We start from the raw sequence: 23357 nt of genomic DNA, 5'->3' as shown, positions 1-23357 counted from the left end.
AACGTTTTCTTTATCTCTTGCCGGTCTGACATTGGCTATGTCTCCGGCCAGCATGATGGCTCAAAATCGTGCTCAGAAGCCTATGAATATCGTATTCATCATGAGCGACGACCATGCCTATCAAGCCATCAGTGCCTACGATTCAAGCCTTATCAAGACTCCTAATCTAGATTGGTTGTCTCAGCATGGCGTACGCTTTACCAACAGCTTCGTGGCCAATTCACTCAGCGGACCGTCGCGTGCCTGCATGCTTACCGGTAAACATAGCTATTCAAATGGGTTCACCGACAATACCAAGAGGTTTGACGGAAGCCAGCAGACTTATCCGAAATTGCTGCAGAAAGCAGGCTATGAGACGGCTATTGTGGGTAAGTGGCACCTCTCATCCAATCCCACCGGCTTCGATTACTGGAATATCCTTATTGGTCAGGGAGAATATTACAACCCCGATTTCATCGACAATGGCAAGCGTGTAAGACTGCCCGGATACGTCACCAACATCACCACCGACTTGGCATTGGACTGGTTGGACAAGCGTCACAACCCCAATAAGCCTTTCTGTTTGCTCATCCATAACAAGGCACCTCATCGTGTTTGGATGCCCGACACCTGTGATTTGGATGCCTTCAACGACCGCGTTTACCCCATGCCCAAGACCTTCTACGACGACTATAAAGGTCGCAAGGCGGCCGCCAAACAGGAGATGAGCATCATCAAGGACATGGACTTGGTGTATGACTTGAAGATGGCTGACAAGGAAAACGAGATACATTCCAATCCCGAACTGGAGAAGTGGGGACGCGCCAACTATGCCCGAATGACTCCCTCGCAGCGTGCACAGTGGGACAAACACTACGACCCCATCATACAGAAGTTTAAGAAGGACGGTCTTTCGGGACGTGCTTTGGCTGAGTGGAAGTACCAACGCTACATGCACGACTACCTCCGTGTCATCCGTAGTGTGGACAGAAATGTGGGCAGAGTGATTGACTATCTGCGTCAACATGATATGCTTGACAACACCATGATAGTCTATACATCCGACCAAGGATTCTATCTAGGCGAACATGGATGGTTCGACAAGCGCTTCATGTACGAAGAATCGTTCCGCACACCGCTCTTGGTTTATTATCCCAACGGCAAGCGTGGCGATATAGAGCAGATGGTACAGAACATCGACTACGCTCCTACATTCTTACAGGTAGCTGGTGTTGATGTGCCTAAGGATATACAAGGCGTTTCTATGTTGCCATTGTTGAAGGGTGAGAAGCCTAAGAACTGGCGCAAGTCGCTCTATTACCACTATTATGAGTATCCTGCCGAGCACTCCGTATGTCGCCACTATGGTGTGCGTACCGACCGTTATACGCTCATCCATTTCTATAACGACATCGATACATGGGAGTTGTACGACCTGAAGAAAGACCCCGAGCAGATGCACAACCTCTATGGTAAGCCCGGTTTCGAGAAGCTTACGAAGAAACTCAAGAAAGAGTTAGCACGACTCAGGGAGCAATACAACGAGACGAACGTCACAGAATAGCGAGACGTTTTCAAACAGATAATCCCGGTTATTCACCTTATTGGTATATTCTAAGTATATCGTAAGGAGAGTAACCGGGATTTTTATATTTCCCTATATCCTCATTGTTATAGAGTGATTATGCCTTTCTTAAATCCCAATGCGATAATCTATAACCTTAAGACAAAAAGAATTTAATTTGCTGCAGTGGTTTGCCAGCAACACTGCATCGCTCATTCAGCATTGCTGAAAAGCCGAGACAGCATGGTTGCTAAGCCGAGGCAGTAAACTGAGTTGATAAATTCTTGATTTTATAAGTTCTTCTTTCCCAAGAAGAGGGAGCTTATTTCTAGTTGACAAGTAGGCTAGTTAGGAGTGAGAAGTGAGTGTATTTCTTGTTGGTAAGTGGTTATAAGAAGTGCAATAGCATTGAGGGGGAATGTTTGTTTATGGCTACTTCTTGTACGTTGGATGCTGAACTCTTTGACAAAAATTATGAAATATTTTTATCATCCATTGACCTTTAGATTACAATAAAATACATACCTTTGTAAAAACAAATCTTAATTAGAACCTTCTAACCCATGAATAATGAAAAATAGCCTATCTTTTGTGCGTACGCGTACTATATATATAGTGCTCTTTATCTTGTATATGCCGGTTTCGGCATGGGCACAACGGGCTGTATCTTCAAAAGAAAAGGTGGCTGCTGCGGCACAGGTGATTCAACGTTTCTCTCACGATGACCGTGTTCGTTTGAAACTTTTGGAGCGTAAAACGGGAGAATTGAAAACCTTCAAGCAGCAAGTGAATCATAATAAACTGATTATAGAAGCCACCAGTCGACGACTATTCTGCTCGTATATGGTCGGGCTTGATACGTGATTACTATCTGCCGAGATGGCAACACTATTTTGAACAACAGAAGACAGGTGCGAAATTCGACATCCCGGCATGGGAGAAGAACTTCGTAGAACGGCAGAAAGGATTTAGCAAGGTGACTCCTATAGCCGATAAAGTGGCTTATGGTATTCAGCTTATCAATGAAACAAAAAACATAATAGAATAAATTAAAAACAGGAAAAGATAATAGACATGAAGATACAAGTTGCGATTATAGGATTTGGAAGGATGGGACGCTTCTATTTACAAGAGTTCCAAAAGAACCCGAAATACGAAGTCTGCTACATCTGCGACGTCAGTCCTGTATGCCGGGACGAGGCTCGTCGACTTTCTCCTGAATCCAAAATCGTGGCCGATTCAGACGAAATATTTTCCGATACTGCCGTACGTTTGGTGGTCTTGAGTGCTGTAGCGAGCGATCGTAAAGCCCGTATAGAACAGTCACTTCGGGCAGGTAAGCACGTGATAGCAGAAAAACCCATTGCCGACACAATAGAACATGAGCGCGAAGTGGTGCAATTGGCTAGCCAAAGCGACCTTTTCTGTACGGTCAATCTGTATCTTCGCAATGCTTGGTACCACCATACGATCAAGCAATTTGTTGATTCCGGAGAGATTGGCGACTTGGCTATCCTGCGCATTTGTCACATGACGCCGGGCTTGGCACCGGGCGAAGGCCATTCATCCGAGGGACCTAGCTTCCATGATTGTGGCATGCATTATGTGGATTTGGCGCGTTGGTATGCCGCCAGCGAGTACAAAACGTGGCACGCGCAAGGCGTCAGGATGTGGAATTATCGCGACCCTTGGTGGCTACAGTGCCACGGAACGTTTGAAAACGGGGTGGTGTTCGATATTACTCAGGGCTTTGTCTACGGACAATTGTCAAAAGACCAGACCCACAACTCGTACATCGATGTGATTGGCACGAAAGGAGTGGCACGCATGACGCACGATTTCCACACGGCAAAGGTGGAGTTGCGAGGAGTCACGCAGACCATTGAAGAGGAAAAAGATTTTGGTGGGAAAAACATAGATGTACTTATCGAATTAATGGCGGAGTCAATCTTGACTGGCAAACGTGATTCTCGATTGCCTTCATTTGCCGATGCTGCTATCGCTTCGGAGTATTCATGGGCGTTTTTCAATGACAGCCTGGAGCATGATTTACCAGTGAAAGGCGACCTAGGTATATTGGAAGAAATCAGAGAACGTCGCCGAAATATGACCGATGGATATGGTCTTCTGCCCCGTAAATAGGGCTTATCGTCTCGTTGATAGATACTAATCTAAACATAAAACATTCACAGTTTAATTCTAACAGTTATGACAAACATCTCAAGACGCAACTTCATTAAGAAAGGAAGTGCAGCACTTGCAGGAATGATTATCGCTCCGAGCATCGTTCCAAACACGGTATTGGGCAAGACACATGGACATGTTTCGCCCAGTGATAAACTCAATATTCTGGGCGTAGGCGTCGGTGGAAGAGGTGCAGCCGACCTCCAAGCCATGGAAACAGAGAACATTATTGGTCTTTGTGACGTTGACTGGAAGTACGCCGGACACGTTTTCGACAAGTATCCGAAGGCTAAACGCTACAACGATTATCGCAAGATGTACAGCGAGATGCTCAAGAGTGCCGATGCCGTTATGGTGGCTACGGCCGACCATACGCACGCTATCATCGCGGCAGAAGCTATTGCTGCGGGCAAACATGTGTATGTTGAGAAGCCTTTGACGCTCTATGCTTACGAGTCACGACTGCTTACCAATTTGGCAAAGAAATACAAGGTGGCTACTCAGATGGGTAATCAAGGGGCGTCATCGGCAGGTGCTCGACAGGCCATCAACTGGTTGTGGAATGGAGAGATAGGCGAGGTAACACGCATTGAAGCTTTCACTGACCGTCCCATTTGGCCACAAGGCATGGCCGCACCCAAAGAGAAGATGTCCATTCCGGATACTTTGAACTGGGACGCCTTTATTGGTCCGGCTCCATATCGTGACTATCATTCATCTTATACACCTTGGAACTTCCGCGGATGGTGGGATTTTGGTTCCGGTGCATTAGGCGATATGGCCAACCATATACTGCAAGTGGCGTTCAAAGGGTTGAACTTAGGTTATCCCTGCGAGGTCATTGGAAGTTCTACAATGCTTATGACCGATGCTTGTCCGACGGCACAAAAGATTACTTATAAGTTTGATGCACGCGAGAATATGCCTCGTTTGGGGCTGCCGGCATGTACATTGACGTGGTACGATGGTGGGCTTTTGCCCGATTATCCGGAAGGACATCCACTCGGAAAGAAGATGGATGTGAATGGTTGCTGTATCTTCTACGGCACGAAAGATACAATGGTGGTGCCGTGTTATGGGCATGATCCTTATCTCTTATCGGGTAGAAAGCCGGTTGTTCCTGAGCGTCTGCGCGTTGTAAAGGATGACAATCACCAGCAAGATTGGATTCGTGCATGTAAGGAAAGTGCTGCCAATCGTGTGCCGAGTGCTTCCGATTTCAGCGAGTCAGGGCCTCTGAACGAGATGATAGTGATGGGTGTTGCTGCCGTAAGATTGCAAGAATTGGGTCAATGGTTGAAGTGGGATGGTAAGAATATGAGGTTTACGAACATCCCGACAGGCACCAAGATTCGTTCAATCATCGAAGATAAGTTCCAGATTCACGACGGTCATCCAACCTTCGATCGTACTTATAGTGAGCCGGTAGACGCTAATGAACTGGCTGCACGACTCATTCGACCGGTCTATCGCAGTGGTTGGAAGTTGCCCGAAATGCCTGTATTGTAAAGACTAAGTATTGCGAATATAACGACAATCTTATGTATCAATCAACTAAAAAACTTAATCTGAAAGAATTATGAAACATATATTATTAGCAACTGCCATCGCTGCTACGCTGTTGGCATCGTGTGGTAACAAGACTTGTAAGTGTGGTTGTACGAATTGTAAGTGCTCTTGTGCGGCATGTACTGGGGCAAATGACGATTCTACTAAGACGCTTGAGGCTGGCAAAGACTATAAGATAGCCGATAGAACCATTATTGATATTAGTAAATATACTCAAGATAAGGATGGATTTATCACCTTGTTCGATGGTAAAACGCTGACCGGATGGCGCGGTTATGGCATGGACGCGACACCTAAGAACTGGAATGTAGAAGACGGTGCTATGCACTTGAAGGGTTCAGGCAATGGAGAAGCACAGGCAGAAGACGGTGGCGACATCATCTTTGCGCATAAATTTAAGGACTTTGAATTGCAGTTTGAGTACAAAATCTCCAAGGGCGGCAACTCCGGTGTGTTCTATTTGGCTCAAGAAGTCACCGTCAATGAAAACGGAAAAGATGTCTATATTCCCATTTGGCAGTCGGCTTCTGAGTATCAGATACTCGACAATGCCAATCATCCCGATGCTCAGTTGGGTGTAGATGGCAATCGTCAGGCTGCCTCTTTGTACGATATGATTCCGGCAAAGCCACAGAATGCCAAGCCATACGGTCAATGGAACACGGCTAAGATTATGGTATATCAGGGTACAGTGGTTCACGCCCAGAACGGAAAGAACGTTGTGGAATACCACTTGTGGACTCCGAAATGGACCGAAATGTTGCAGAATAGCAAGTTCAAAGAAGGTGGAGAGTTCCCTGTTGCATTCCCATTGCTCAACAATATGGGTGGCGATAACCACGAAGGTTACATCGGTTTCCAAGACCATGGTAATGATGTATGGTATCGCAATGTTCGTATCAAAGAACTCAAATAAACTCTGCGGCCTATGAACAATAAGTTTTTATGTTCATGTATGGCGCTGTTGTTGGTTGGATCCGGCGTTGTTTACGGACAGCGCCGAGCCCATCGGCAACATCGGCTTATGCCGAATAAGGAGATGGCATTGCAGCTTTACTCCGTTCGCGACTTGATAGGCGATGCCGAAAAGTATGCCAAGAATCATGTGGAAGTCTTTCAACGGCTCCGACAGATGGGCTATACGGCAGTAGAAGCTGCCAGCTATCGCGATGGAAAATTCTATGGTGTGTCACCTGAACAGTTTAAAAGCGACGTACAGGTAGCCGGCCTCATGCCACTGTCCTCACATGCTACGCGCGTCTTGACCGATGAAGAAGTGAAGAATCACGACTTCACTGCGGCCATGAAATGGTGGAAAGAGGCTATCAAAGCGCACAAAGCGGCCGGCATGACTTATATTGTTACACCATGGGGTGACGTTCCTAAGACGCTTGAAGAGGCACAAACCCTATGCGATTATCACAATGCTGTGGGTAAATTGTGCCGCGAGTCGGGACTTCTCTATGGCTATCATAGCCATTCACACGAGTTTCAAGAGGTGGGTGATGAGGCGTGGTATAACTATTTCGTAAGCCATACCAACCCCGAATATGTCTTCTTTCAGATGGATGTTTATTGGGCTGTGATGGCTCAACAGAGTCCTGTGGAATGGTTCAAGAAGTATCCCGGTCGTTTCAGACTGTTGCATATTAAAGACATGTATGAGCTTGGTAAGAGCGGTATGGTAGGTTTCGACGCTATCTTCAAGCATGCCAAGGAAGCCGGATTGCACGGTTATGTAGTCGAGATGGAAGGTACCGATGGTACGATAGACATCATGGAAGGTGTGAAACGATGCGCTAATTATCTGCGTCGCAGCCCGTTTGTGAAGGCAAGCTATACGCAGAAGTAAGATGTTTATATAGAGAAAGTGGAACTATGCAATCAGCATAGCTCCACTTTTTGTGTTTGTTTACTATTATATATAGGTGTAAAAGTGCTTTTTAATGGCTGTCTTCTACACGGAAACTCACTTTAACGGTCTTCTCTTCGCCCGGCAACAATGTGAAGTAATTGTCTTCGTAGAGCACGGGGAGAATCTGTTCGCCGTCATTACCTTTCAGATTTAAGCGTACATAGTAGGCCGGAACGTCCGACAGGTTCTTTGCTGTCATGTGGCCCACCATTTCATCTCCCTGCTGTTCAAAGTGCTGACTGAATTGTAATTTGGCTTCAGGCAATGCTTTCAGTGCCTGATAGTCGGCTTCCGAGCGAGCCTCGATGTAGAAGTTTTCGGTCACTTTCCGACCGTTTTCTTTCAGTGTCAGGCGTACCAGTCGGATGGGTAAATCGGCCGATAGCAACTCCGCCACGCGCACGGTTTGGTCTTCTGCCACGTCGGCACGATGGTTACGTGTGCTAATCTTGTTGCCCCTGATGTCGAATTGTTCTTCTACTATCTCCACTTGATGTGCTTGCAAGGTGGTGTTTACCACCTCGATATTCTTGGTATGGGCGTTGAGTTGCACGTGAAGTGGTTCACAAGCCTTCTTAATACCGAAGTAAGCAGCTGTCGGTTCGAGGTAGTAGTCATAGGTTTGCCATACCATTGACGGCCAACAAGGATGACTCATCCACATCAACATGCCCTGTCTTGTTTGCTGAGCTGCCTCATACATGGCGCGATGTAGGTCGTAGTTAATCCATTGAGCTTGCTCCGTGAAGGTCTTGGCACTCTGTGGTTGACCGAATCGGGTAGCTAATATCTCGTTGAAGCTGGCACCACGTTGCGCACCCTTTTGGGTGAAGTCGTGCTGTGCCCAAGCAATGGATTGCGGCCAAAGATGTTCGGGTGCGAGCATGCGCTTAAGACTTTCGTAGCTCACGATATTGGGAAGTCCACGCTCAGAGTGTAGTTTCTCGCCCGTATGAGCGAAGTACCAGTCGGCCGGAACTGCCCAGTAAGGACCGTGACCACTCACTCCGTCGTCGGCTGAACTGGAAATATAGCCTAGTTGCGGATGCTCTTTGGCAATACTCTTGCGCAGTGCTTGGTCGAGCGTAGCAGGCGGATAGCCTTCGTTTCGTCCCACGTAGATGCCGATAGAGGCATGTTGGCGAATGCGATAAATATAGTCGTTGGCATTGTCCATGAACATATTCTCCTGATAAGGGTCGGGGCCGTCCCATGGATTAGCAAGCCAAAAGTCTTGCCAAACCACGATACCATACTTGTCACAAGACTCATAAAATTCTTCGTCGCCAATTTGTCCGACCCAATTACGAATCATCGTGAAGTTCATATCGCGATGGTATCGCACGGCAGCATCGTATTCGCGGCCACGGTAGTTGAGGTTGGTTTCAGAGAAACCCCAGTTTCCTCCCTTCGGATCGAGCCTGTGTCCGTTGAAGAATATTTGCAAGGCTGTATCCATGGTTTGATACGATACTTGGCGAATACCGGCTTTGTAACGGATTGAATCAGACGTTCCATCCATCTCTACGGTATATCCTGCGTCGTACAGATAGGGCTCGCCCATGCCGTTAGGCCACCAAAGCCGCATCTTGCGGTTGCGTAGTTGTGGGTATTCGGTGGGTAAGAAGCTGATGTCTTGTGTGGTATTGGCGTTGAGATGTACCCGCTTTTTGAACTTGATTTCACCAATCCATCCATGTATAGTAGCATCTACAGCACGGTTCAAACTATTGGCTACGCGCACGGTAGGCGTCATTGTGGCCAGCGTGTCAGGCGTGTTAAGTTCTGTAGTCACCATTGGGTCGGCTACGCTTACACCGTCGTTAGCAGTCAAGAAGACGTCGTTCCAAATACCAACTTCTCGTCCCGGCGTCGATGTTATCCAGTCCCAACCGATGCTAGCATGGAATGTTGGGTTGTCGGCACCCAATGCTCCGCCGTTCAAGTCGGTACTTTCCTCGTTCTTTATCTTCACAATGCCGGGGTGGGCGTTGTGGATTACCTTTACTTCCAAGGTGTTCTCGTCTGCTCGGAGATATTTCGTTACGTTGAATTTGCCACGTTTGAAGGCGCCGTCTATCTTACCGATGAGGATGCCGTTGAGGCTGATTTCGGCTTTCCAGTTGATACCATCGAAGTTCAACCATACTTGTTTGCCCTTGTATTCTGTAGGTACGGTGAAAGTGTTTCGGTAGTTGAAATCGGAGTTGAAGAATGATTCCGATACCTGGCGGAGGTTATTGTCGAAGTTGGTCGGGGGCAAAGCGCCGATATTAGCATAGCTTGTGAGCACCGTGCCCGGTACAGTAGCCGGTATCCATTGGGTATCTCCGGCACGACAAAGTTGCCAATTTCCACCGTCGAGCCAATAGCGACCGTCTTCCATACCACGTACTTTGGCCGGCTTGGGCGTGAGGCCGCCACGTCCCATCACCTCTATTTCGGCCAGTGCATAACGACGTGTTGAGCCGGGCTTCTGTAGTAGTAGGCGTACGTAGCGGGCATTGCCGTTGCACGAAATATCTTGTATGGCTTTCTTCGTAGGCATCAGTTGAGCTGCATCGGCCCATGTATGACCGTCTTGAGAAGTCTGTATTTTGCCCTGCTGGGGTGCTTCTATCCAGTGCAGACGCACACGGTCAAAGGTTACTTTCGTACCTAAATCCACTTTCAACCATTGTTCTTGTGAGCCGTCGGCCACCCATGCGCTGGTGAAATTCCATGCTGGTGTTACCTCGACAATGCGGTCTGCTCGCTTAAAGTCCATGCTGCTCACTTCCCAGTAAGCACAGCCTGCCATACGGAAGTGTATGCGGAGATATTTTTGATGGAAACTACCGATGGGCATACGCTTCAATAAAGCACGCAAGGGTAGACGTACTACATCGGTCTGCTTGTTGGGATCGGAGCTTACCATCTGCCGTGTAGCGATGCCGGGCAGATTCTTGGAGGCATCGAGATAGATGCGTTCCCACTTCGTTCCATTGTCCGAACCTAGAATTTCAATGCTGTACCCCTTCGTCGCCTTATCGGGATAATAAGCTATTTTGGCATTGAAAGCGATGGAATCAGCTTGCGGTTGCATACCCTCCCAATGCATTTGGATGTAGGTGTCTTCGCCTTTGAGGAAGTTGGATGTGTGGATATTCTGGTCGAACACACGTTCCTTGTTGCGCAGATCGAGCGTGCCGTCGGGTGTGGAAACCGTGAGTGTGGTCGGTTTTGTGACCGAGGCGATGCCGTCGGTGGCCAACTGTGCCGTCAAATTATAGTCTATCGACGACGAGGCGATAGCTGCTCTGTGCAAGGCTACATTGCGATAAGTGTTGTCTACGACCATTGTCGGGGCAAAGTTTTCGCACGCTCTTCCCGGATAGAGTCCTATTCCGCGCGTACGGGCATGGCCGTTTGCCGAGGCCAGTAAACACACTGAAGCCATCATAGTAGTTAAAATTAAACGTTTGTGCATATAGTAAATTGCTTTTATAGATAGTTTTTACGGATAGTGCAAAGATAATAAAAATAATCAATAAGCTCTTGATTGATAGATAAAATAAGCGAACAGGATTTACTGCATAGCCGTGGCAGAGATGCTGCCTAGCCCATGCAGCAATGTTGAAAGGCCGTTGCAGCATTGCTGAAAAGCCCCTGCAGCGAGATAAGAAAACAAAAAGAGCGTAACAAACTTAATGTTGTTACGCTCTTTTCTGTTGTCCTAGGCGGATTCGAACCACCACAAACAGAACCAAAACCTGTTGTGCTACCATTACACCATAGGACAATTAAGCGGATGCAAAGGTAGTAGTTTTTTGTGTTACTACCAATTTTTTAGTTGACTTTTTTATGATTTCGTGTGATAACAGGTTATTTCTTAGGGGTCGGTTTGCCAATAAAGCGTTCGTATTTCTCTTCAAACCCTATAGTTGAAATAACCTTATAGCCTTTTTCTGAACATAAAACGACGAGAGAACCGGCTTCTTCCGGTGAGAATCTGACAATCTTTTGTTTCTTTCCATTATCATAGACCGGTTGTTCGTCATTTGAAACTTTGATGAAAGGAGTTTTGTTTTCTTTTAGATATTTTACGGCTTCGTACCCATAATAATCCATATCCTCAGCTACAATATAGAAGTCGCCTAGCCCTTGTTTATCCCAGCGTTTGGTTTGTGCATAGGCTGGAAGAATGAAAGCTATATCTCCCGGATGCAGAAATATGGCTTTTGGAGAAAATCTCTTCGGACTTTTTGCTTTTGCAGGGGTGGTAAAAGTGAAAGCCATGATTGTAATGATGAAGGTTAATAAAGCTGCTCTTATATCATTAAGTTTTAAAGGTTTTACTCTAAAGAAGAGTGCTGTTGGGAGGGTTGAATGTCCATAATACGAGTGTAAGACTGGACGAAATCTACGGTCGAAACGACTTTGTAGCCTTTGCTTGAACACAAGATAGCGATGCCGCCGGCATCCGCTGGCAGGAAGTCTACAACCTCTTCTTGGTCACCGTTGACATAGATGAATTTTTTGTTGCTGGTCTCTTTGGTACTCGCAATGCCTTGAGCGTCGAGGTATTTGGTGGCTTCGTTCACGTAATAACGCATGTCGCGGATAGTCTCCCGGTCGTCGGCATTACCTACAGCCATCCAATGATTGAGCTGGGCACGCGTGGGTTGGATGAAAACAATATTGCCCGGACGTAGGTAAACGGTGTTGGATGAAACCTTTTTAGGTGTTGTTGCATGGACTGAACTAGCGAATATAAAGGTTATGAGGGGTAGAATAACGGAAAACATCCATGTGTTAATATTGTTCCTAAAGATGTGTAGATGAATCATTTTAAGTAGTGGAATACGGATAGAGAGGATGTATAAAAACAAAAGTGTACCTATCTCCACGGTGCGGATGATGGGTACACTCCTATAATGTTACTTCACTGTGATGAGGAAGTAGTTCTTTTTACCTTTTTGTACGAGCAAGTATTTGCCGTCGATAAGGTCGTCGGTGCTGACAACTTGGTCGAAAGCTGTGAGCTTTTCTTTGTTCAGCGACACACCGCCACCTTTAACGAGCTTGCGCATCTCGCCCTTGCTGGGGAAGATATTCATACCTTCTTGGCAGAAGATTTCGATAGCCGGCTGTCCCAGTACGCTGCTGTCGATGGTATAGGTGGGCACACCACTGAACACATCGAGGAACGTTGCTTCGTCGAGCTTCACCAAACTGTCTTTCGTTGCCTTGCCAAAGAGGATGTTACTTGCCTCGATAGCCATTTCCAAATCTTCGCGAGAGTGAACCATGGTGGTTACTTCTTCGGCCAAACGACGCTGCAATATGCGACGACCGGGGTCTTGCTTGTGCTCTTCTACGAGCACGTCGATGGTCTCTTTATCAAGACTTGTGAAGATTTTGATGTACTTTTCAGCATCGTCATCGCTCACGTTGAGCCAGAATTGATAGAATGCGTAAGGTGTCGTACGGTTGCGATCGAGCCAAATATTACCGCTCTCGGTCTTACCAAACTTCTTTCCGTCGGCTTTGGTGATGAGCGGACAGGTGAGGCAGAAAGCTTCTGCTTCGTTGCCAAGGGTACGGCGAATAAGCTCGGTACCCGTAGTCATGTTGCCCCATTGGTCGTTTCCACCGAGCTGAAGTTTCACTCCATGCTTCTCATAGAGGTGCAGGAAGTCGTAACCTTGCAGCAATTGGTAAGTAAACTCGGTGAAAGAAAGACCGTCGTTAGCTTCTCCGCTGAGGCGTTTCTTCACACTATCCTTGGCCATCATGTAGTTGACAGTGATGTGTTTGCCCACTTCGCGGGCGAAATCAAGGAAAGTGAAGTCTTTCATCCAGTCGTAGTTGTTCACCATTTCGGCACGATTCTCATCGGCAGAATCGAAGTCAAGGAATTTAGCTACCTGTGCTTTAATAGCCTCTTGGTTGTGATAGAGGGTTTTGGCATCAAGCAAATTGCGCTCCTGACTTTTGCCTGAAGGGTCTCCAATCATACCCGTGGCGCCACCGACGAGGATATATGGCTTGTGGCCGCAGCGTTGCAAGTGGCGCAACATCATGATACCACAGAGGTGGCCGATGTGTAATGAGTCGGCAGTGGGGTCGGTTCCCAAATATGCCGAAACTGTTCCTTTCATCAAAAACTCCTCGGTACCCGGCATCATCTGTGCCAACATACCGCGCCATTTCAGTTCTTCTACGAAGTTCTTTGTCATAGTTGATAGTTGATAATTGACAATTGGTAAGAATGATAACCTTTTGTCTCTTATTGATTGTAAACGTTAATATTTTGTTTGAATGTTATTTCTTCCAGTCTTACGAGTCGTTTTCAGATTGTCAATTTATAATTTTAAATTATCCATTGTCAATTCTTCATTTAGTATTTCAGGGTACCGGGTCGTATCCACTGCCTCCCCATGGGGTGCAACGCAGAATACGCCAAATGGCCAAGGCGACTCCTTTGAAAGGACCATGCTTCAAGATGGCTTGCCGGGCATACTCGGAACAGGTAGGCGTGAAGCGACATGAGGGTGGTGTGTAGGGGCTGATAGCCGCTTGATAGAAACGGATGGGTAGTATCAGAAGCCAACCCAAAACGTGCAACAGTGTGTGAAAGATGTCTTTGATGGTACTCATAACTTCTCTGCCACACGCGTCAATAGGTTGCATACACGCTGTTCTACCAACTTACTTTCGGCTAATGTGTCGCTTAACCAAATGAAAGCCAGACTCACACGACGATTGGGCTGCCCGGCTAAACGGTCTATAACAGTGTATTTATTGCGCCTGTATGCTTCGCGAACTTGTCTTTTGACGCGGTTGCGTTTGACTGCTCGCTTAAAGCAACGCTTTGGTACGCTTACCAAAATGGCTACTTGTGCGTCCTCAACAGGTTCTTCCAGTTCCTCAACCATATAGACTATCCGTAGTGGGTAGGCCGACATAGAGCGGCTCTGCCCACCCAAAAAGAGCTTGTCTATCTGTTTTTTACTGGATAGTCGCTCTGCCTTCGTCAACGTCTGAGGACGGCATTCGGCCATAAGGGTAGGAATTTAATCCGGTTTATTTATTCTTTTTCAGGAATGCCTGAAGTGCACTAGTCATGGAAGGATACTCTTTTGACGGAGCCATGAAGTCAAGATTGTAGCCCTCTTCCTTCACTGCTGCAGCGGTAGCAGGACCGAACGCACCTACATGGATACCACGATTTTTGAAGTCGGGCATGCTAGTAGCGAGTGATTTCACGCCGGTAGGACTCACAAAGATGACCATACTGTAGTCGAAGTTCTTTACTTCTTCTTCGGTCAAGTCGTCGCTTACGGTGCGATACATTACACATTCAGTATGCTTGAGATTCTTTGCATCGAGCAATTTCTGTATCGTGTCGGTGTGTACATCGCTCATCGGAACGAGGTATTTCTCGTTTTTATGCTTCACCATCGTAGGGATGAGGTCGTCAATTTTGCCCGTAGAGCCGAAGAATATCTTGCGTTTGCGATACTGGGTGTACTTCTGTATGTAGAGTGCAATGGTCTCTGTGACGCAGAAATACTTCATTTCTTCGGGGATGGTAACACGGAGTTCTTTGGCCAATTGGAAATAATTGTCTATGGCATGACGTGATGTGAACACCACAGCAGTATAATCTAAGATGCTAATCTTTTGTTGACGGAACTCACGGCTGGATATTCCCTCGACCCTGACAAATGGACGGAACACGAGTTCTACGCCATATTCTTTCGCAATATCATAATAAGGAGACTTCTCGCTGGAAGGCTTGGGCTGAGAGATTAATATCTTCTTCATCGTTCTGTGTCCTAAAAATTAATTTTCAAATATCCATTCATTGTCACCAATGCTCCCCAGATGGCAAGCAGTGGTAGGATTTCAAGGGCACAAAAGTACAAAAAAAAATGCACAAAAACGGCTCTTTCTCTAAAAAAGATAATGTAGGACTTATAGAATAGTAACAATTTCAATAAAGCCAACACGACTATTATATAAATTGAAATTGTAGATACCGACAAGTTGAAGAATGCCAAGAGCATGATGGCAGGGAATAATAAGACTCCTTCCATGGCTCCGATGAAGAGGTAGGAATGTATCCATTGTATGTTTCGTCGGCGGTCGAAGAACACCCAATTGATAAATGAATAGAGGATGACTTTGAGCAGAAAGTATCCCGCTATAGAACCTGTGTAAATGCCTATGACTTGGTATTGCTCAATGACGAACGTGTCGTTGAGTTGCGCTTTGGAATAGAAGAAGTAGAGTAAGGATATGAGCAAGCAGGTCTGGAGGATGAGAAAGATTTGGAATCGCATCTCTCCACCGGTCTCGGTGAGAGCTGTCGGCCGGTCGCTATGCTGCACATAGAAGAAATTTCTGGTTTGTCTGAAGATGAAACGGCGCGATTGTGAGAACGCTAACATCGTCAAGATAAAACATCCAAGAAGGATGCTGGTAATGAGATTGTCGCCGGCTATGGTGTAAGGAACGGGGTCGCCAGCTACTCCGGGGCGCCCTCCTTGCAGTTCGGGATGGAACAATGAGTCTTTTGAAAAGAACGACTCCTTGTAATATTTTGGCAGACTTACATCGCGAAAACTTCGTCCAACAGGATGCCCCGGTAGATGTAAGGTGTCGGGTTCATTGCTCCAATGAATCTCAGAGGGTTTGATATGGGCTTGAATGGCAGAGTCTTGCTGTTCGGGTGTGGCGTTTTTTGGCAACCAACTCAACACCTGAGCCGGTGTGAGTTGTTTGTGCTGTCGCGCAGTGGTGGGTACCGACTGCGCTTCTTGTTCCACTAATGCGGTAGAATCTGCCTGTTGCCACATGACGAGATAGACTTAGAGATTGAACACGCGTTTGATGTCGGCCACGCGGTCGAGTTTCTCCCATGTGAAAAGTTCCACGTCGATGGTGCGTGTTTCGTGATAACGACTGCTGAAAGTCTTCTTTACCACCTCATTCTTGCGACCCATGTGGCCGTAAGCAGCGGTCTCCAAATACATGGGTTGGCGCAGTTTGAGATTGCGTTCAATGGCTTTCGGACGCAGGTCGAACAATTCCTCTATCTTCTTGGCAATCTCTCCGTCGCTCATGTTTACATGACTGCGACCGTAGGTGTTGACGTAGATGTTCACCGGCTTAGCCACACCGATGGCGTAACTTACCTGTACCAACATCTCATCGGCAACGCCTGCTGCCACCATGTTCTTCGCGATGTGGCGTACGGCATAGGCTGCCGAGCGGTCCACCTTGCTGGAATCCTTGCCAGAGAAAGCTCCACCGCCGTGTGCACCCTTGCCTCCGTAAGTGTCAACGATAATCTTTCGGCCGGTCAAGCCGGTGTCTCCGTGGGGACCACCGATAACGAATTTACCCGTAGGATTGACGAAATACTTGATGTTGTCATTGAATAATGCCAGTACTTTCTCGCCACAACGAGCCTTTACACGGGGTATAAGGATGTTCTTTACATCCTCTCGTATCTTGGCCAACATGGCTTCATCGTCGTCTGTTCCGTCGGCTTTCTTGATAAAATCGTCGTGTTGTGTGCTCACCACAATCGTGTCTATGCGCTGTGGGATGTTGTCGTCGCTGTACTCGATGGTCACTTGGCTCTTTGAGTCGGGGCGCAGATAGGTCATCAGCTTGCCTTCCTTGCGAATCTCGGCAAGCTCAATCATCAGCAAGTGAGCCAAGTCGAGCGATACAGGCATGTAGTTTTCGGTCTCGTTGACAGCATATCCGAACATCATACCTTGGTCGCCGGCACCCTGTTCTTCCTCGTTTTGGCGGTCGACACCACGGTTGATGTCGTCGCTCTGTTCGTGGATGGCCGAGAGAATACCGCAAGAATTGTAGTCGAACTGGTATTCGGCTTTGCTATAACCAATCTTCTCGATGGTTCGGCGTGTGATGGTTGGCAGATCGACATAAGCCTCTGAACGTACCTCGCCCATGATAACTACCTGACCAGTGGTGCAGAACGACTCGATGGCACAGCGTGCTTGAGGGTCGTAAGCCAAGAATTGGTCGAGCAGAGCATCGGATATTTGGTCGGACACCTTGTCAGGATGTCCCTCTGAAACTGATTCTGAAGAGAATAAATAAGACATGTTATAACTTCCTTTCTAAATATGCATACACCTGAAGTATGCGTTACATAACTTTGAATGTGCAAAGTTACGACAATTCGTTGACACGGACAAAGAATTTAAAAGAATCGTTGATGGGGAGGGAGGTCTCTTGTTGTTAATTCATAGCAAGTTTTATCGCTCTATAATTGTTAAATCTGTCAAAAAGAGACAGAATCGTATATATATGCATCGAAAAGTTTAAAATATCTTGTAAATGCTAGGAATAATGTTTATTTTTGCAAAATTGAATAAAGTAATCAAGGAGCCATCAGTGATTGATGACATGGTGTTTATCTATCACTCCGTGGACATATTTCTAAGATTGTATATATAATATGGTAAAAAGGAGACTTTTATTTAGTATGTTACTCATGTGCTTGATGTTGATTCAGGTGCATGCGGCCGACGTATTCGTCATTAAAGGTACGGTAGTTGATACAAGCAACGAGCCGTTACCGGGCGTTACGGTGAGTGTAGTGAATGGAACCAAGAAGGCATTGACCAATGTCGATGGTGAATTCTCGCTGCAAGTAAGTAAGAAACCTACCCAACTTCGCTTCACATATGTAGGTATGGAAGATTTGATAACGAAGTGGAGTGGGGAGAAGAATTTCAAGGTGACATTGAAGGAATCAGCATATTCTTTGGAGAATGTGGTGGTAACCGGTTATCAACAGATAGACAAGCGCAAGTTGTCGAGTGCCATCACCAGCATGAATATGAAAGAATTGGCAACTCCATCGACCAACTCTATCGACCAAATGTTGCAAGGACGCGTGGCCGGAGTATCGGTTATGAACAGTTCGGCAACCGTAGGTGTAGCACCTAAGATTCGTATTCGTGGTTCATCGTCTATTACCGGTAACCGTGAACCGGTATGGGTGGTTGACGGTATCGTGCTTGATGAGCCTGTCAACGTGACGACCGAAGAGTTGAACAATATTGATAATGTAAACTTCATCGGTAATGCTATTTCGGGATTGAACCCTGATGACATTGAGCGTATTGACATTTTGAAAGACGTAAGTGCTACGGCTATCTATGGTGTGAAAGCTGCTAACGGTGTCATCGTGGTGACTACGAAGCGCGGTAGAGGCGAACGTCCTACCATATCATATAAGACCAACTTCGGACTGACGCTGGCTCCGAGCTACAGTATCCTCAATCTGATGAATTCGAAAGAGCGCGTGGAGATGTCGGAAGAAATGGTGGCACGTGGCTTGGAGTTCTCTACTTTCCGTCCAACCAACATTGGTTACGAAGGCGAATTGCAGAAGCTTTGGAACAAGGAAATTGACTATGATACCTTCCGTAACAATGTGAAGGCGCTGAAAGAGTTGAATACCGATTGGATGGACATGCTTTTCCGCAACGCATTTTCGCAGCAGCACTCTATTTCTGTGTCGGGTTCGGGTAAGAAGATGGACTACTATGTGTCGTTGAGTTATCTGAATCAGCAAGGTACGAATAGTTATGAAAAGATGAATCGTCTCACAGGATTGGCCAAGTTCAACATCCAGTTGACTCATAATTTGGATGCTACGGTGAATTTCAATGCAAGTTCCAGCAATTCAGACTATCCACATAACAGTGTCTCACTGCTCGACTACGCCTACCGTACATCAAGAGCCATACCGGCATACAATGCCAATGGCGACTATCTGTACTATAACCAAGAGAAGACAAACTATGCCTCATTGCCCTTTAATATCTTCAATGAGTTGGAGACTACGGGACAGAACATCAAGAAGCATACCACCTCGCTGACTGCACAATTGGTATATCGTCCTTGGGAATGGTTGAAGTTGAGTTCTTTGGCAGGTATTAGTCACAACTCAAGCGACCAAGAGAATTGGGCTGACGAACATAGCTTCTATATCTCAAGATTCCGTTTAGTGCCATTTGGAACTATCATTAGGGGCAATGAAACCTATTATGATGATGCGATTATCCCATTAGGAGGAGAGTTGAAGTATACCAATACATCCTCTACTCGCTACACATTCCGTAACGAAGCCGCTTTTAATAAGACTTTTAATAAAGTTCATCAACTCTATGCTTTGGTTGGTAACGAAATCATTTCGGTGAAAAATAATAGTCATTCTGGACGTTATTTGGGTTACATGCCATTCCGTGGAAAGACTTTTGCTGATATAGATGTAACTACATATAAAGGATATGCTAAGGCTTTGCAAAACAATCCGATGACTATTATTGACAACACGAATAATGTGGTGTCTATGTATGGTGTGGCTACTTATACCTACGACAATCGTTATATCGCCAATTTCAATATACGTGCCGATGGCTCCAATCGTTTCGGACAGGACAAGAGCGTACGCTTCTTGCCAGTGTGGTCGGCTTCGGCTCGTTGGAATATGCACAACGAAAAGTTCTTAAAGAATCAGAATTTGTTGAATGAATTTGCCGTACGTGCTTCGTATGGTGTTCAAGGAAACGTGCATCCGAGTCAGACTCCCTACTTGATTGTAAGACAAGAAAACTACAATGGTACCCTCGGTGAATATGTGTCTACACTGAAACAGTTGCCTAACGACCATCTACATTGGGAGAAGACGGTTTCTTATAACCTTGGTCTCGATTTCTCATTCTTCGACTATCGCGTATCTGGTACGTTGGATATATACCGCAAGAAAGGTTACGACCAAATTGTGTTGCGCAATATTGCTCCCTCTAATGGAGCCAGTGCTGTGGCCATGAACGAGGGCGATATAGAGAACAAAGGATGGGAATTAGCTTTGAATGTGATTCCTGTTCGCACCAAAAATGTCACATGGAGTTTGTCGTTCAATACGGGTAAGAACTATAATAAGATTACGAATGAGGGCGACGTAGAACCAACTTGGCAAGATTATATCAATGGAACGTTGGTTAAGAATGGCTATGCCGTAAACAGTTTGTTCTCATATCGCTTCAAAGGATTGGATCCAAAAACAGGCTTACCCACCTTCTATGGTGAGTCGGAAGTTGATACAGATGGTAAACGAACCATCAATAGTCTACAGGAAGCATACGATGCTGCTTTCGTATATTCGGGTAAACGTGAGGCCGACTTGACCGGTGGATTCTCTTCTTCCATCCGTTATAAGAGCTTTACACTGAATGCTTTGTTCTCATTTGGATTCGGTAATAAGATTCGTCTCAACGATTTGTATGCTTCTAATGGTCAGGGTTTACCCTTCCCGCAGCAGAATATGTCGAAAGAATTCGTAGATCGCTGGCAGCAGGCGGGTGATGAAGCCAAGACGAATATACCTGTTTTGTCTGATAATCCAATGCGTTTTGCTCCTTACGAGCGTAAGTATTCTATAGCGGATAACCGTTGGGATATGTACAACAAGAGCGACATTCGTGTGGCTTCGGGTAGTTTCTTGCGCTGTCGTTCTATTAGCTTACGCTATGAGATTCCTACTAATATCCTCTCGCGCATCCATGTGAGGAGTGGAAACATTACATTCGAGACCAGCAACCTGTTCGTTATCAAGGATAGCAAGTTGAAAGGTCGTGACCCCGAACAGTTATCATTGACTTCAGGAACCATCCCTCCACGTACGGGATATTCTTGCCAGTTGAGTCTTACATTCTAATAAAAAGTACATACAATGAATATCAAACATATCATATATAGCACGGCTCTCCTCGTTTATGGAGCACTGATGTTGACCTCTTGTGATAAGTTGCTCGATGAAAAATCACAAGATTTATATATCCCTAAGACTGTTGGTGACTACCGTGAGTTTATTGCCGGTGAGGCATTGAACCAAGGTAAGAGCAATGGCGTGATGCTTGGGGAGTATTTGGATATGATGACCGACGACATAGGTGAGAAAGTTAATGTACGTCGCAAGGACACACAGGATACGCGTGAGCAGACTTGGGGCTACTATACATGGCAAGAAGATCCTGAGATAGACTTCAATAATACAATCAGAGATGATAATATGTGGAGTGTATGTTACCATCGTATCTTGATTACGAATATCGTGTTGGATCGCTTGAATGAGATGTCAGGCACGCAAAACGAAAAAGATGATTTGGAAGCTGAGGCTCGTTTTATCCGTGCGTGGTCGTATTATATGTTAGCAAACACCTATGCTAAGCCGTATGAAAGTGCTGAACAAGCAAGTAAGACTGCTGGTGTGCCAATCAATACTGCTATCAGTGTAGAGAATAAGAAACTGCAACGTGCCACTCTACAGGAGGTTTATGTCCTCATGAAAAGTGACTTGACTGAAGCCGTCAAGCTATTTAAGTCGTCGGGTATGTCTAAAACAATCTTCCGCCCCAACCTTAGTGCTGTCCAATTGCTGCTCTCTCGTGTATTATTATATGGTAAAGAATTTCAAGAAGTGGTTAATGTGACAAGTGACTTGATAGGAAAGAATGAGATAGAATTGCACGACCTAAGCACACTTACGGACAGGACTAAACGATTCTACGATGGTTCTAATAAAGAGATTTTCTTTTCATACGGTTCTCAGGCAGCTTATAAATTAGCCAATTATATTTCTGCCACTAATGGTACTCGTGGGACCTTCAAGGTTAACATGGAACTTCTTAACATGTATGATAAGAAGGATAAGCGTCGTATGAGTTTCTTTAGTAGCCCTACATCCAAAGATGTAAAGCCGTTCAAATACTATAATCTTGGTTCAAAGAATATTAATCCGGGCAACTTCCATCTCTCTGAAGTTTACTTGAATCGTGCTGAAGCTTATGCCGAATTGGGACAAGGAGCCAAAGCTATGGATGATGTGAATGCCGTACGAGCTAAGCGTATTGAAGGATATACGGCCGAAACCATAACCGAAAAAGACAAGGTAGTAGAGGCAGTTCGTACTGAACGTCGGAAAGAATTGTGCTTCGAGGGCTTGCGTTGGTTCGACCTTCGCCGTTGGGGATGCCCTGAATTGAAACATACATACTCTTCTAGCACCGTCTCAGGACAAAAAACAGAGTACGTATTAAAGCAAGGTGACGCACGCTACACATTGCCTGTACCACGTGCCGAACGCGAACTCAATAACATCTAAAACAATAGTAACGTATGAATACAAAATATATCTTATCGGCTCTTTGCGTCGCTTTGACTCTGGGAACGGTCTCTTGTTCTAACGACGACAATGTGACGGCCGAAATAGAAGAGCCTATCTACAATGTAGAAGATAACACTTCTGATCCTATTCAACACCGTAAGTTCGAGATGTATCGCGATTATAAGACGTATCTGATTACCAATCCTATTACTCGCGACTACAAATATAACTTCCAAAAGAAGAATAATCTGCTCATCACGGCTCCTGAACAAAGCCCCGAACTCATCAAGAAGGGTATCAAGATGCTTGATGATATGTTCTTGAATCACTATTCCGAGGAATTCAAGAAGAAGTATATGCCATTCTCGATCTTGCTGGCCGACAGCATATTCTTCCTTGGTCAAGAGACCGGCAGACCTTATTATCACTCCTATGTTGCCAATCGTTTCCTCGCATTAGGAGGTGTTCGCAAAGAAATGGGCAGCTATACAGAGGCTCAAAAGCGCGACATCGAGGGTGATATTAACTCTCGCTATTGGATGGATTACTTGTGGGAAGTGAAATCTGCATTCTCTATTCCGGAGGCATTCTCGGATGTAAACCGAGAATATTTTAAGAAAGAAGCAGGTGAATCAAAAGCCTTTGGTAAGGTTACAGAAGAGACACAGCCCGATGACTTGGACTATCATACATTGGGATTTATCAGCTATAACCATCGTACAACATTCTATGATAAAGAGTGGTCGTCGTGGTGGATAGAGCTTCCTGATGAAGATACCGATCGCAGACAGTGGGTAGCATTCATCTTCAGTACGCCCAAGGCAGAGCGAGATGCACTCATTGCCAAGTATTCCAAGATGAAAGAGAAGTATGACATCTTGAAAGAGGCATTCTTGAAATGCGATGGTTACGACATTGAAAAATTACCCTAAATA

19 protein-coding genes and 1 tRNA gene are annotated in these 23357 nt (G+C 45.8%); 10 read left to right on the top strand and 10 right to left on the bottom strand.

Translation table 11 applies throughout. The annotated features are described in order from the left end of the window. The first annotated feature begins 37 nt into the window (after window positions 1-37). The 7 genes from AC1EK4_RS06405 (at window position 38) to AC1EK4_RS06375 (ending at window position 7148) form a co-directional block, all read left to right on the top strand. On the top strand, window positions 38-1543 hold the full coding sequence (locus AC1EK4_RS06405; protein ID WP_480357514.1) for a sulfatase family protein: 1506 nt from the start codon (window positions 38-40) through the stop codon (window positions 1541-1543). A 570-nt stretch (window positions 1544-2113) separates the two neighbouring features. Next, entirely contained in the window at window positions 2114-2407 is a 294-nt protein-coding gene (locus tag AC1EK4_RS06400) for a hypothetical protein (RefSeq protein WP_062433606.1), read from the top strand. Next, complete coding sequence (locus AC1EK4_RS06395) at window positions 2397-2591, top strand: alpha-N-acetylglucosaminidase C-terminal domain-containing protein (RefSeq protein ID WP_036900693.1); 195 nt, start codon at window positions 2397-2399, stop codon at window positions 2589-2591. The genes AC1EK4_RS06400 and AC1EK4_RS06395 overlap by 11 nt, the downstream gene beginning before the upstream one ends. Window positions 2592-2617: 26 nt before the next feature. Next, window positions 2618-3685, top strand: coding sequence for a Gfo/Idh/MocA family protein (locus AC1EK4_RS06390; RefSeq protein WP_480357460.1), 1068 nt, complete (start codon window positions 2618-2620; stop codon window positions 3683-3685). A 66-nt stretch (window positions 3686-3751) separates the two neighbouring features. Beyond that, window positions 3752-5236: a Gfo/Idh/MocA family protein gene (locus AC1EK4_RS06385; RefSeq protein WP_480357458.1), complete on the top strand. Its 1485-nt coding sequence runs from the start codon at window positions 3752-3754 to the stop codon at window positions 5234-5236. Window positions 5237-5306: 70 nt separating this feature from the next. After that, a complete protein-coding gene (locus tag AC1EK4_RS06380; protein ID WP_036900689.1) occupies window positions 5307-6212 on the top strand; it encodes a 3-keto-disaccharide hydrolase in 906 nt (301 codons plus the stop codon). Window positions 6213-6224: 12 nt separating this feature from the next. After that, a complete protein-coding gene (locus AC1EK4_RS06375; protein ID WP_480357457.1) occupies window positions 6225-7148 on the top strand; it encodes a sugar phosphate isomerase/epimerase family protein in 924 nt (307 codons plus the stop codon). A gap of 91 nt (window positions 7149-7239) precedes the next feature. Here the strand turns inward: AC1EK4_RS06375 and AC1EK4_RS06370 are convergent, their stop codons facing one another. From AC1EK4_RS06370 to metK, 10 genes are all read right to left on the bottom strand, one after another. Continuing rightward, window positions 7240-10653, bottom strand: coding sequence for a glycosyl hydrolase 2 galactose-binding domain-containing protein (locus AC1EK4_RS06370; RefSeq protein WP_480357455.1), 3414 nt, complete (start codon window positions 10651-10653; stop codon window positions 7240-7242). Between the two features lie 268 nt (window positions 10654-10921). After that, a tRNA-Gln gene (locus AC1EK4_RS06365) sits at window positions 10922-10992 on the bottom strand. Window positions 10993-11075: 83 nt separating this feature from the next. After that, window positions 11076-11489 (bottom strand): hypothetical protein, encoded by a 414-nt coding sequence (locus tag AC1EK4_RS06360; RefSeq protein ID WP_480357453.1) that lies wholly within the window; start codon window positions 11487-11489, stop codon window positions 11076-11078. Between the two features lie 56 nt (window positions 11490-11545). Next, window positions 11546-11998: a hypothetical protein gene (locus tag AC1EK4_RS06355; RefSeq protein ID WP_198025882.1), complete on the bottom strand. Its 453-nt coding sequence runs from the start codon at window positions 11996-11998 to the stop codon at window positions 11546-11548. A gap of 132 nt (window positions 11999-12130) precedes the next feature. Next, on the bottom strand, window positions 12131-13432 hold the full coding sequence (gene tyrS / locus AC1EK4_RS06350) for a tyrosine--tRNA ligase (RefSeq protein ID WP_480357451.1): 1302 nt from the start codon (window positions 13430-13432) through the stop codon (window positions 12131-12133). A gap of 169 nt (window positions 13433-13601) precedes the next feature. After that, a complete protein-coding gene (gene yidD / locus AC1EK4_RS06345; protein ID WP_036897697.1) occupies window positions 13602-13853 on the bottom strand; it encodes a membrane protein insertion efficiency factor YidD in 252 nt (83 codons plus the stop codon). Continuing rightward, the gene (locus tag AC1EK4_RS06340) at window positions 13850-14257 is read right to left on the bottom strand and encodes a ribonuclease P protein component (protein ID WP_036897700.1); all 408 of its coding nucleotides are present in this window, start codon (window positions 14255-14257) and stop codon (window positions 13850-13852) included. Before AC1EK4_RS06340 ends, yidD begins: the two co-directional genes overlap by 4 nt. Window positions 14258-14279: 22 nt before the next feature. Next, window positions 14280-15023, bottom strand: a complete 744-nt coding sequence (locus tag AC1EK4_RS06335; protein ID WP_036897702.1) for a uroporphyrinogen-III synthase — start codon at window positions 15021-15023, stop codon at window positions 14280-14282. Window positions 15024-15034: 11 nt separating this feature from the next. After that, complete coding sequence (locus AC1EK4_RS06330) at window positions 15035-16057, bottom strand: DUF4271 domain-containing protein (protein ID WP_036897705.1); 1023 nt, start codon at window positions 16055-16057, stop codon at window positions 15035-15037. Window positions 16058-16069: 12 nt separating this feature from the next. Continuing rightward, the gene (gene metK / locus AC1EK4_RS06325) at window positions 16070-17344 is read right to left on the bottom strand and encodes a methionine adenosyltransferase (protein WP_480357449.1); all 1275 of its coding nucleotides are present in this window, start codon (window positions 17342-17344) and stop codon (window positions 16070-16072) included. A gap of 356 nt (window positions 17345-17700) precedes the next feature. On the opposite strand from metK, the gene AC1EK4_RS06320 reads away from it, so the two are divergent. From AC1EK4_RS06320 to AC1EK4_RS06310, 3 genes are read left to right on the top strand one after another with little or no spacing between them, the layout of a single operon-like run. Then, the gene (locus AC1EK4_RS06320) at window positions 17701-20973 is read left to right on the top strand and encodes a SusC/RagA family TonB-linked outer membrane protein (protein WP_480357447.1); all 3273 of its coding nucleotides are present in this window, start codon (window positions 17701-17703) and stop codon (window positions 20971-20973) included. A gap of 15 nt (window positions 20974-20988) precedes the next feature. After that, complete coding sequence (locus tag AC1EK4_RS06315; protein ID WP_480357446.1) at window positions 20989-22419, top strand: RagB/SusD family nutrient uptake outer membrane protein; 1431 nt, start codon at window positions 20989-20991, stop codon at window positions 22417-22419. Window positions 22420-22433: 14 nt separating this feature from the next. Beyond that, window positions 22434-23354, top strand: coding sequence for a hypothetical protein (locus AC1EK4_RS06310; RefSeq protein ID WP_480357444.1), 921 nt, complete (start codon window positions 22434-22436; stop codon window positions 23352-23354). The last annotated feature ends 3 nt before the right edge of the window (window positions 23355-23357 follow it).

The sequence above is a fragment of the Prevotella sp. C0026C3 genome, assembly GCF_056590795.1.
The sequence above is the reverse complement of the archived record's forward strand: the minus strand, read 5'-3'. Positions and strand labels throughout refer to the sequence as shown.